A 1,556-nucleotide genomic window follows, 5' to 3' on the forward strand; every position below is an offset into this window, starting at 1 on the left:
ACCAGGTGATTCCTCGCCAGGGCGAAGTCAATTCGTGGCACTTCGCTCATGTGACCTCGTGTATGGATGACTGGAAATACGATATGTCTGAATGGCACCGAGGATGGCAATCGCGTTTTCCCGAAAATGTTCGTGAGATTGTCGTGGAACACAGGGGCGAATGCCATCGTGCAGACATCTTGATGGGCGGCTATGTCATTGAGTTTCAGCACAGTCCGATTTCTGCCGGTGAATTTGAACTGCGCAATAAGTTCTACACGAGGGCCGGCTATAAGGTGATTTGGGTGTTCGATGAGACCTACGCCTTTGGGAATGAGTATATCTCCAGCAGCCTGGATGATGAGAACAAGTTTGTGTGGAAGTGGCCGAATCGCGCGCTCGCTTCAGTTGTTCCTCAGCGATCCACAGATATAGCAGTCGTTCTGCAGCTCACCGAAGACCATGATGACGACGGTTGCGAATGGCTCGTGAAGGTGGAGTGGGCGATCGTAGACGATGACGGGTATGCCGACTATCGCCGATTCTTCATTGATGATGGTTTTGCGCCAGATCTTTTTACTGAAGACGGCCTACAAAACATTCTGTTGAGCAAGCGGAAGCGGTTTGATGCCTTCCTCCGTGATAACCAACCCTATGCGCCGAAGTGCAGCCGAATCAAGGGTAATCCACGGGACTGGTACATATGCCCGAAAACGCACGATTGGCATAACAACCAATGCCGGGAATGTCAGAACAATTTAATCAACGAGTTCCGGACAGGAACGGATTATAGGCAAGGAGGTTTGTTCTTCTACTGTGCTTATCCTCGCATTATCCATGAAGCGGATAAGTATGGAGAGGTGCATCTCCCATCCATTCGATTTTAAGGAGGACTCCGACATGAAAAAGGAATATGACACCAGCGTGAAAGAGGCCATTGAACGAGTCATGAGCGTATTCTCCGAGTACATCAAAACAACTCCATACTTCGATATTGTATGGTCTGGTAAGGTCGGGTATATCTACATCAGCATCGATAGTTGCCGTGGTACTGTCGGCGACATGGACTGCCTTGTAATTGATAGCCCCGAAGAGCTTCTGGATAAGCTGCTGTATGAAATGGCAGTGGATATCATGGAGGAAGGTGGGCACGACCTAAACCCGGTAGAAGCGTCAGCATTGGAGCGTGCTGAGGTAGAACGGCGCCTTAATGTCTATCTGGAGCAGTTGCCTGAATACCAAGACCGTATCAGTTTTGTATTCGAACGCAAGTGATCTTCAAAGATAATCTCGGTAGAATATAGCGAGGTGCATATGGCAAAGAACATCAGCGCTTTCCATATTCAACGAGCAAAGGCCTTGTTTGCTGCGACAAAGCAGTTTCTGGGATAATTCTTATAAGAAAGCTGCGGGAAGTGCACTAAAGAAGGTAATACGATATGTCACAAAAATAGGTTATCCATTTGTCTGCAGTTTTGCTGGTGATGACATTATTGAGCTGGATTCTACAACAGATGAAATCAAGATGCCACCCTTTCGGATGGCATCTTTTTTATCACCTTTAATCAGCGCAAGCC

The 1,556-nt window shown here is 47.7% G+C and carries 2 protein-coding genes; both read left to right on the forward strand.

Annotation, left to right across the window (positions count from 1 at the left end; translation table 11 throughout):
- Nucleotides 1–866 (forward strand): competence protein CoiA family protein (locus RDO88_RS13475; protein ID WP_307759844.1); only part of this gene is annotated, 866 nt, incomplete at its 5' end.
- Nucleotides 867–879: 13 nt separating this feature from the next.
- Nucleotides 880–1,254, forward strand: a complete 375-nt coding sequence (locus RDO88_RS13480; protein WP_215688745.1) for a hypothetical protein — start codon at nucleotides 880–882, stop codon at nucleotides 1,252–1,254.
- The last annotated feature ends 302 nt before the right edge of the window (nucleotides 1,255–1,556 follow it).

The organism is uncultured Mediterranea sp. (assembly GCF_902493215.1).
In the GTDB taxonomy this organism is placed as follows: domain Bacteria; phylum Bacteroidota; class Bacteroidia; order Bacteroidales; family Bacteroidaceae; genus Bacteroides.